The sequence below is a fragment of the Streptomyces aureocirculatus genome (assembly GCF_000720475.1).
GTDB lineage: Bacteria > Actinomycetota > Actinomycetes > Streptomycetales > Streptomycetaceae > Streptomyces > Streptomyces aureocirculatus.
On record NZ_JOAP01000100.1, the window covers coordinates 1 to 8301 of the forward strand.

Below are 8301 nucleotides of genomic sequence, written 5' to 3' on the forward strand. Positions count from 1 at the left end.
TGGGTTCATGCCGACCATCCACGCGCGGGCGGTCGCCTCGCCTTCCACCTGGGCGAGCTGCTGAAGGATGCGGGCGGCGTCTGCCTGCTGCTGCGAGGTGGTGAGACGGGCGGCGAGCCGTGGGCGACGACGGCGCCGGCCGACTCACCCGATGATCAGGGCAACGGCCACCACTGATCGCTACGGCTTGGAGGACGTTGCTCCCAGGTAGGTGACGAAGGCATCGGCGACCTGGTCGCCGTGGTGCTCTTTCACCCAGCGGACGGCAGCAGAGAGTTGACGACGGCACGCCGTCTCGTCCTGCAATGTGCTGCGCGCCTCGTTCACTTCTGTGGCGATAGCTGCCACTTCTGTGAGCGAGGCGAGGCTGTCCCAGGTAGCGATCATCTGGTCGGCGGAAAATCCGGGGTGGGGCGGGTGGGCTGCGACGAAAGCGGCGATGTCATCGGTCACCCCTCCATGGTGGTATCGGGCGCGCCCGTGCGTGAGGGTTTCCGTGAGGTTGTCTCGTCGGGAAACTGCGCTCGCTCGGCGTGCCGGACTGTCCGCTCCGCCGCACGCTGGGGTCATGGTCCCCACGAAGCCCGTAGTGATCTACCCGCCCGACGACGACGGCGGTCGGCGTATCCGCGCGGACGGTGCGATCCTCGGCCTCGCCTACTCCGTGCGCGACGTGGTCGCATTTCTCCAGGAGGCCGGGCTTCAGGGCTGGGACGAGATGGACGTGGTCCGCTCCTCGATGATCGAGTGGCGGGCAGGCGGGCCCGAGGTATGGACGCACTGACGATGCGGACGTACGGTCGTGCTGCGTCACCGTGAGGGGGGCACCCACACCTCGGCCCGCTGGCCCCTACGGGACCAGCGGGCCGCGCGCTGCTCAGGCCGGGCCCGGCCCCTGCAATAGCTCACGGGTCACTGCTCCTTGGTCTGGCTGGTGATCCGAAGCCGCGGCCGCTTTCCTGCCGGGCTCTCGACGGCGACGGTGTATCCGGTGGCCTGGAGCGCCTGCGCGTACCGGTCGAGGTGGTCTTGTTCGTCGGGTCCGTCGTGCCAGAGGCGCACAGTCTTGGGGCTGGCCTGGGTGGCGCGGTGGCCGGGCCGCCAGACCGGTCCTGTCAGGGAGTTGGTGTGTCCTCGGGCGGTGAGGGTGCGGGCGACTTCTGCGGCGGCGATTCGCTGGTGCATGGTTGCTCCTCGGTGTGGTGGGTGGGCGGGAGGATCGCGTCGTGCAGCTCGGTAAAGCGTGCGTCGATCGGCAGTTCGGGTCAGGCAAGGAGGCGGGCGGTGAGCGCGGTGAGGGTGAGGAGGCAGATGCCGCCGCGCAGACAGTGGATGGCCTGGCGGATGCCACGCATCTTGCGGACAGCGATCCGCGACATGGCGCACAGGCGCTCCGCTCGCCGCTCCTGGCCCTGGCGGAGTTCGTCGAGGACCTGGTCCGGGGTGCAGGTGGCCCAGCGTGGCCAGCCGACCGGTGTGCTGCCGCCGGTGTCAGGGAGGATGGTTTGGAACAGCAGGAAGATCGCTGCCAGGAGGGCGGCCACTCCGAGCGCGCCGATGATCTGCGCGGTGAGGGGCAGGCTGTAGTCCTTGACCACCCCACCGACGACGGCGAGTGCGGCGCCGGCCAGACCCGTCAGTAAGGCGGCTTTCTGATCGGTGCGGGCGATCTCGGCGTTGACATGGTTGAGATCGGCGTCGAGGGCTTGATCGATGCGGTCGGTCACTTCTTCCTCCGTGCTGCGTGTGCGAGGGCGCGGCGGGTGGCGCGGTTCGGCCGGGGGTCGGGTGCGGTGTCGTCGACGAGCTGCTCGACGCGGACCTGGCGCTGCTCCCATGTGGCCCCGGGGCGCGGGGTGTGCTCGCCCCGGGGCGTGGACGAGGGGCCGGTCATGCGGTCTGGTCCGTTCTGGTGCAGTGCGTGGTGTCGTGTTCGGTACCGCGGGATTCCCAGGAGGACAGGCAGCAGGCGCTGTTGAGGGCGGCCCACCCGCGAGCGATGTCCGCGACCAGTACGGGCCCGAGGGTGCAGTCGGCGCCGTGGCCGCCGCCGTCGGACATCTGCCAGAGCAGGCAGCACGGCGCGGGCCGCCGGTCCACCAGCTCGGCTCGCTGCGCCAGGGCCCGTTCGCGACGGTCGGCGGCAGCCTCGCGGCGCGCGCACCAGGCGAGGAACGCGGCCCCGTACGCGGTGCCGACCGCGGCAGGCCAGTACGGGCTCGTGGCGGTGGCTGCGGTGGCTCCGAGGAGGGTGCAGGCGCCGACGCGCAGGATGAGGGCGGTGCGACGGTGGCTCACGGCTGGCCTCCGGTGCTGATCGCTCGGGCCACGTCGAGGAGCGCTTCGGCGGTGGAGCCCTGAACGATGCCGCCGTCCTGTCCCACACTGTCGGCGGTCTCGTCGAGCGCATGGGCGAGGGCGAGGCCGACGGTGGGGTCCATGGCGGCGATGTAGTCGCCAACCGGGGCCGAGACGTAGGGATGTGGGCGTCCGCGTCCGCCACCGCCCTTGAGGAGCGGTTTTCCTTCGGTTGCCCAGACGGTGGTGTACGTCGTGTTGGGCTGGTCGGGGAAGTGGCGGGTGGTGTGCCAGGTGGTGTTGCCGCTGTCCTCGGCGGCTGCGGCGGCGTGGGCGCGGAGCGTCTGGGCGGCGGTGCGGAGTTCGTCGGCGGGCGCCATGGGGTGGGCCTCCGGGTCTGGTTGATGGCGCGTGCGATGGCGGAGGGTGTGGGGGTGGACGTGCATCAGGTCGCCGTAGTCGGCTTGTAGCCGTTGCCGTTCGAGGGCTGTGGTCCTGGCGTGGGTTAGTAGCTCGTCGAGGGCCTGGCGGAGGGCCGGGGTCACGGCGGGGAGCGGGCCGCGTAGCCGGGTTATGGCGGTGCGGAGTTCGTCGACGGGTTTCGGTCGGGGTGTCATGCGGACCTCCGTGCGTGAGGCTCTGTGCGGGCGCTGGGGCGCCTGGTGTGGGTGCGGGCGAACTACCGGGCGCTGAGGGGTCCGTGGGCCCAGGAGGGGCCTGTGGGGCGCTTCCTGAGGGCACGCCAGGCCCACGTGACGGCGGCGGCTGCGGTGAGGGCGGCGATTGTGAGTACCGCGGCGCCCGCGAGGATCCACCAGACGAACGCCGCGAGCAGCACGTCGAGGGCCTCGATCACGATGGCTCCGGGGTGTGCTCGGCCTCGACGGTGTACGCGGTTGTCTCCCGGACGAGACGGCGCCGGACAGGCGTACCGTCCTTCCACTTGGGAGCCTTCGAGGAAGCGATCCGGAGCTGTGCCAGTACTTGATCGCGCTCGGGTCGGAAGCTGCTGGCCAGCATCCACTCGTCGCCGTCGAGGAGTTCGACGAACCAGCGGTACCGCGGCGGGTGGGCCTCGTCCTGCTGCGCCTCGTCGGCCATGCGGCGCAGCTCGTCGGCTAGGTCCTGGAGCGCGGTGAGCGGGCCGATGTTCCGAGATTTCAGCGCCTGCTCGATCTCCATGCTCAGCCGGTCGGCCGTTTCGGCGGCCTCGCGCAGCACGGCGGCCCAATCCATGAGTGCGGGGAGGACGGCGGTGGCCGTGCGCAGCGCGTCGATGTCGGCCCTGACGAGCCGCGCCCACGGGCCACGATCGGACTCGTCCAGCTCGTCCTGGAAACCTCGGGCGTGAGCAGCGAGACGGTCGACGATACGCCGGAGGTCGGGGAGGTCCCGGTCGGCGGGCGCGGACGGCGCGGCGGCCTGCTGCTCCAGCTCGGCGATCCGGGTGCGGAGGTTGGCCTGCTCGGCGTCCGCCACCACCATGCCGACGGTGGCGGCGTCTTGGATCCGGACCCGACCCGATGACCAGCCGGGGATCTGCCGCATACGCGCCTCCCACCGGTCGCGGCGCTCGGTGTCGGACGCCGCCGACGGCGCGGCACGGTGCGCCGCCTCGAAGGAGAGCATCGAGTCGAGCAGTTCGGCGACGGCGGGGGTCTCCGTGTTGGCGACGAGCTCGGCGGCGTGCCCGCGGAGCGAGTGCGCTGCGGCGACTTCCCAGGCTCCGGCGCCGGGGGCCACGGCGTACCAGCGGGCGGCGAGGACGTCGGCGTGGTGGGCGAGGAGCGCGGCGAGCTGGTCGCGGTCGCGGAGGTCCCGGTCGGCGGGCGCAGACGGCGCGGCGGCGGGGCGCTCGGGCGGCGTGAAGCCGGGACACTGGAAGGGGCGGCCGTACACCTCGTACACGTGCGCATCGTGGCGATCATTGCGGCGGCAAGGGCTGTGCGGCGGCTGGTCGTTCATGGTCATCTCCAGGGCTGGTGTGGTGTGCTGGGTGGTGCGCCCGCCCGTGGCTCCAACACGGGCGGGCGTCTTGCTGCTCACTTCTCCGCGGTCTCCGCCACGCCCCACGCCTCGCACGCCGCGTCCAGCGCCGTAGCACCGCCCATCGCCCGATCCGTCGGCGCCCCGAGCTGCCCGTGTTGATCAGCTCGGCGAGGGCGAATCCCACCTGAAGCGGATTCGCGTACCCGTCGACGAGCAGAGCGGTCGGCTCTGAGTTGACGCCGCCTCCAAGGCATTTGGCCCACGCCCAGATCGGCCCGCGCTCAGGCTCGCCGTCGGCGGCTTCGGCGCCGATGTGCCACTCCCAGATCAGCAGCAGGCCATGCGGCCACCGCTCCGGAGTGACGCCACATGTGGATTCGGGGGTGAAGTGCAGCATGGCCCGCAGGTAGCAGTGCAGACCGCTGGTATCGCAGTCGTCGAGGACGACGGTGGCGGGGTCGAGGCCGACATCGCCGAACTCGGTTTGATGGCCTCGATGTACGGGCCGTGGGGCAGGGTGCGGTCGGTCACGGTGCTTCTCCTTGATCGAATCGGTGGGAGGATGAGGGGCCGGCTGCCGCCTGATATCGGCAGGCGGCAGCCGGTCTCGGGGTTCACGAGGCCTTGTGAATTGGCAGGTCCGGGCGGACGCAGCGCAGGTCGTGGATCTTCCGCTGCGCTTCGTCGTACGCCGCGCCGTCATCAGCCGCGTGGGGCAGGAGTCCGGCCCACCGCATGCCGAATGTCTCAGTCCGGCCGTCGCGGGCCGGGTCGGCAGCCCGCGACGACGGCCGGACGCGCTGCTGGCCGACCGTGGCTACGACCACGACAAGTACCGTCGCCTGCTCTGGCAGCGCGGGATCCGCCCGGTGATTACGGAGCGAAGCCGGCCCCACGGCAGCGGCCTGGGCCTCTTCCGTCACGTCGTCGAGCGCACGATCTCCTGGCTTCACGGCTTCCGCCGCCTTCGGATCCGGTGGGAACGACGCGACGACATCCACGAAGCGTTCCTCGGCCTCGCTGCCTGTCTGATCACCCACCGACACGTCCAACGGCTTTGTTAGGGCCTTTAAGGCGCCATAGCGGTAGGTGGCCATCACGACCGCGGGATCGTGGTGGCCGTGCATGCAGTACAGGGTTATGCCGTCACCCACGTACAGGCCGAGGAAGTCGGCGGTGGGTATGTGGGCGATGTTCCTGCGCCACCACGCCCACGATGATTCCCCAGTGGCTTCCTTGTCTGTGCCGCGAGGCGCGTCGGGAAGGGGTTCGAAGTCGTTGCCCGGCCGGTAGTTCGTAGACGGTCCCGGGGCCGAGGGCCCAGCGGGCCTGTTCGAGGGTGGGGCTGTAGAGGTGACCGCGGTCGAAGGCGACGGGGACAGCGGAGTCGGGGTATGCGGTCATCTTCCTGAATTCGCTGTCGTCACTCCAACTGTGGCGCACGCTCATTCGCCATACTCTTGCAGGTTCGGCAGATCCGGGCTAAGCCGCTCGTAGCGGACGCCGTTGCGGCCGTCGTCCCCCCAGTGACAGAGATGGCAGACGCGCTCACTACAGGGCGGCGGCAACGTTCCACGCCTTGCTGATCTCTTCGGCAGCTGCGCCCCGGGGTTCGGCGACGGGAACAATCCAGCGGCGGATGGTGCGGGTGACCGTCTCGGACGTGAATTCAGCCACGGTTCAGGCCTCCGTGTCTGTGTCGTGCTGTCCGGCGATGTGTGCGACGTGTCGGACTGCCCGGACGGCGGCGACCCACTCGGGTACGGGAAGCAGATGTTCCACCGTGCCGCCCGCTGTTCGGCCTTGTCGCAAAGTTCGAGGACCGAGTCGATTGCACCGGTTCAGGTAGGCCATCGCCGAGGCGATGGTCGGCTCCGCGCCGACGTATCTCGCGCGCTCACGCTCCAACTCGACAACACGGGCTTCGGCTCGGTCGCCGCGTGCCTACCACGCGAACCGTTCCTCGGCCATCTCCTGGCGCGAGTTGAGGAACAGGCGACTGGCCGTTGTCAACTGCTCGGCTTCGGCCCCAAGTCGGGCGCAGTCTTGTTCGAGGGCGACCGCGGCGGTACGAGCACGATCGCGATCACCTCGGCAGCGGCTTCGGAGCGGACGGCCGCCAGATAGGGGCGAAGCTGTCGGCGGTGACCGTGCGGTGCCCGGCCGCATAGTTGATCAGCGCCTGGTCGGCGACGGACGGCGGCGGCCTGGTGCGCCCAGTACGAGCGGTCGTCGTCGCCGGGGGCGTCCCGGTCGGGGCCGCGCGGGTCGAACCGCTGGACCAGCCAAGCGGGCAGAGTCTTGGGGGTGTGCTCGCTACATCACTCGCGGCCTCGAAGTTCCAGCCGCGCATGTGGTCGACGAGCACCTGCCGCCTCGTCCAACTCGGCCGCCGACGGATCCGCGCTCACCGGCATGTGGTCCAACTCGGGGGCGATTTAGTACCCGGACGCGGTGTCGTACCCCGTGCCCTCGGCAGGCGTGCCGTTCTCCTGGAGGAACATGTGCGTCCGCGTGCCCCGGGTTTCCCTGGTCTTCTCGACGCGCAGCCGGAGCGTGGCCCACGCCTTGACCTCCCTCGCCGTTGCCGGTCACGGCTGGCCGCTTGCCGGGTCCGTGCGTCATGCTCTCCCTGCCCGCCGGAACCACTCGCCGGATGCGGGGATACGGTGATGGCTGCATACAGTGGCCACACGACCTCGCCGGGGTCGCTGACGTCCAGGCCCCGCCGCGCGATAGGCGCGGACATCGTGGTCGTGTTCACCGTGTGCTCTCGGCTCTGCTGTGACAATCTGTCAGCGGATGGGCTTCCCGCACTGGTCGCAGTCGTACGCGTAGATGTCTATCAGGTCCGCGCGTCGCGCGGACATCAGCGTCTCGATGTCGTCCCGCTCCCGTGCGCAGGGCGGACAGAACCAGAAACTGCCCATGAGGTACGCGACGGTTTCCTGCTGCGGGTCGCCCTGGCTGACGCTGATCTCAGGCATGGTCCGATCCTTTCAGTACTGCGGCACGGCGGTGTAGTGGTAGCAACTCTCCAGCGACTTCGCCGGTTGCTCGGCGCCGACGAGGGCTTACGGTCGATGGACCACCACGAGTGTCGGCGTCCAGCAGCCTCGATGACCGGGTCATCGAGGCTGCCATGTGCCGGGAGTGGACTGATCCCAGCAATCGCTGCTGGGGAAGTCACTGGCGGCCATGGCTTCGGCAAGAGTGCCGAAGCTCCCGTGTGTCTCGCGGTCGTTCTCATGCTCACCTCTGCGCGGGTAGAACGACAGCTTGTGGTCGAGTTCGGTCGTCACTGGTACTCCTGGTTCGGATCGGAGGTACCGATCCGGTGCGAGGCGTCGTGAACAGCCCGGTCGATACATCGTCGATGTTGGAACTGCCACCTCGGTCGTTGCCAAATCGGTCAGTCAGCATGCACCGGAGCTGATCCAGTTGTCGGCCGAATCCGGCGCGCTCGTTTGGCAGCATCCGGAGACGATGCATTCGGCCTCCTCGGTGTCCTCGTTGAGGATGGCGTACAGGGCGGCGGTCTCGGAGAAGGCAGTGACGGCGGCTCCGAGGCTCTCCTTGCGGTCGAGTGCGCGGACGGTGGTATCGCCGGCGTCGTGGACGATGACGTCACCGATGCTGAGGTCGTCGGCGTGCATGCGGTGGAGGATCATTCGCCGTTCTTCCACGCTTTCCCGCTGCGCTCCTCGTAGGCGTCGACGCTTCAATGTGCTGGCCGTCGCGGCTGGCTTTCAGGCTGATATTGTAGTAGAGAGCGTCGCGGCCTGGACTGTCGGGGTCGGTGAGCTCGCAACCGCCTTCCATCTGATCGCCGTCGCTGGGCCGGGTGTGGCCAGGTTCGTCGTAGTCCAAAGGCGCCATGTCGATGCCGAGGGCGGCCGCTTCGAGCGCTGTGACGGTCTCGAGGATGGCGTGGGCTTGGCGGAGTCTCACGTCCAGTCTCCGTTCAGGTATGCACGAGCTGCGGCTTCGACGTCCCACATCCGCCCATCGGCG

Annotated in this window: 13 protein-coding genes and 1 pseudogene; 2 read left to right on the forward strand and 12 right to left on the reverse strand. The window is 69.5% G+C overall.

Annotated features, from left to right (window positions below):
* Positions 1 to 180: 180 nt before the first annotated feature.
* The gene (locus IG78_RS0140290; protein ID WP_030574478.1) at positions 181 to 453 is read right to left on the reverse strand and encodes a hypothetical protein; all 273 of its coding nucleotides are present in this window, start codon (positions 451 to 453) and stop codon (positions 181 to 183) included.
* 115 nt (positions 454 to 568) lie between these two features.
* Between IG78_RS0140290 and IG78_RS0140295 the strand changes: the two genes are divergently transcribed.
* Entirely contained in the window at positions 569 to 784 is a 216-nt protein-coding gene (locus IG78_RS0140295) for a hypothetical protein (RefSeq protein ID WP_030574481.1), read from the forward strand.
* A 128-nt stretch (positions 785 to 912) separates the two neighbouring features.
* Here the strand turns inward: IG78_RS0140295 and IG78_RS0140300 are convergent, their stop codons facing one another.
* From IG78_RS0140300 to IG78_RS0140335, 7 genes are all read right to left on the reverse strand, one after another.
* Positions 913 to 1185, reverse strand: coding sequence for a hypothetical protein (locus IG78_RS0140300; protein ID WP_030574484.1), 273 nt, complete (start codon positions 1183 to 1185; stop codon positions 913 to 915).
* An 80-nt stretch (positions 1186 to 1265) separates the two neighbouring features.
* Positions 1266 to 1727, reverse strand: coding sequence for a Pycsar system effector family protein (locus IG78_RS0140305; protein ID WP_051853546.1), 462 nt, complete (start codon positions 1725 to 1727; stop codon positions 1266 to 1268).
* Positions 1724 to 1894, reverse strand: coding sequence for a hypothetical protein (locus tag IG78_RS50420; RefSeq protein ID WP_169749751.1), 171 nt, complete (start codon positions 1892 to 1894; stop codon positions 1724 to 1726). Before IG78_RS50420 ends, IG78_RS0140305 begins: the two co-directional genes overlap by 4 nt.
* Positions 1891 to 2298, reverse strand: coding sequence for a hypothetical protein (locus IG78_RS0140315; protein WP_051853549.1), 408 nt, complete (start codon positions 2296 to 2298; stop codon positions 1891 to 1893). The genes IG78_RS50420 and IG78_RS0140315 overlap by 4 nt, the downstream gene beginning before the upstream one ends.
* The gene (locus IG78_RS49920) at positions 2295 to 2915 is read right to left on the reverse strand and encodes a hypothetical protein (RefSeq protein WP_157856053.1); all 621 of its coding nucleotides are present in this window, start codon (positions 2913 to 2915) and stop codon (positions 2295 to 2297) included. Before IG78_RS49920 ends, IG78_RS0140315 begins: the two co-directional genes overlap by 4 nt.
* 62 nt (positions 2916 to 2977) lie before the next feature.
* Positions 2978 to 3154, reverse strand: a complete 177-nt coding sequence (locus IG78_RS49925) for a hypothetical protein (RefSeq protein ID WP_157856054.1) — start codon at positions 3152 to 3154, stop codon at positions 2978 to 2980.
* On the reverse strand, positions 3151 to 4344 hold the full coding sequence (locus IG78_RS0140335; protein WP_157856055.1) for a hypothetical protein: 1194 nt from the start codon (positions 4342 to 4344) through the stop codon (positions 3151 to 3153). Before IG78_RS0140335 ends, IG78_RS49925 begins: the two co-directional genes overlap by 4 nt.
* Positions 4345 to 5039: 695 nt before the next feature.
* Here IG78_RS0140335 and IG78_RS48905 point away from each other — a divergent pair.
* Positions 5040 to 5351 (forward strand): annotated as a pseudogene (locus tag IG78_RS48905) (transposase); the annotation flags it as partial.
* A 487-nt stretch (positions 5352 to 5838) separates the two neighbouring features.
* Here the strand turns inward: IG78_RS48905 and IG78_RS52360 are convergent.
* The 4 genes from IG78_RS52360 to IG78_RS0140355 form a co-directional block, all read right to left on the reverse strand.
* Complete coding sequence (locus tag IG78_RS52360; RefSeq protein ID WP_263972759.1) at positions 5839 to 5964, reverse strand: hypothetical protein; 126 nt, start codon at positions 5962 to 5964, stop codon at positions 5839 to 5841.
* Positions 5965 to 7082: 1118 nt separating this feature from the next.
* Positions 7083 to 7274: a hypothetical protein gene (locus IG78_RS0140350; RefSeq protein ID WP_030574501.1), complete on the reverse strand. Its 192-nt coding sequence runs from the start codon at positions 7272 to 7274 to the stop codon at positions 7083 to 7085.
* Positions 7275 to 7415: 141 nt separating this feature from the next.
* Positions 7416 to 7589, reverse strand: coding sequence for a hypothetical protein (locus IG78_RS49930; RefSeq protein ID WP_157856057.1), 174 nt, complete (start codon positions 7587 to 7589; stop codon positions 7416 to 7418).
* Between the two features lie 114 nt (positions 7590 to 7703).
* Positions 7704 to 7943, reverse strand: a complete 240-nt coding sequence (locus IG78_RS0140355; protein WP_157856058.1) for a hypothetical protein — start codon at positions 7941 to 7943, stop codon at positions 7704 to 7706.
* Positions 7944 to 8301: the final 358 nt, after the last annotated feature.

Excerpts from the sequence above, each read along its gene's own strand:
- IG78_RS0140295 (WP_030574481.1), top strand. The coding sequence starts at position 569 with ATGGTCCCCACGAAGCCCGTAGTGATCTACCCGCCCGACGACGACGGC.
- IG78_RS0140300 (WP_030574484.1), bottom strand. The coding sequence starts at position 1,185 with ATGCACCAGCGAATCGCCGCCGCAGAAGTCGCCCGCACCCTCACCGCC.
- IG78_RS50420 (WP_169749751.1), bottom strand. The coding sequence starts at position 1,894 with ATGACCGGCCCCTCGTCCACGCCCCGGGGCGAGCACACCCCGCGCCCC.
- IG78_RS49920 (WP_157856053.1), bottom strand. The coding sequence starts at position 2,915 with ATGACACCCCGACCGAAACCCGTCGACGAACTCCGCACCGCCATAACC.
- IG78_RS0140350 (WP_030574501.1), bottom strand. The coding sequence starts at position 7,274 with ATGCCTGAGATCAGCGTCAGCCAGGGCGACCCGCAGCAGGAAACCGTC.
- IG78_RS0140355 (WP_157856058.1), bottom strand. The coding sequence starts at position 7,943 with ATGCACGCCGACGACCTCAGCATCGGTGACGTCATCGTCCACGACGCC.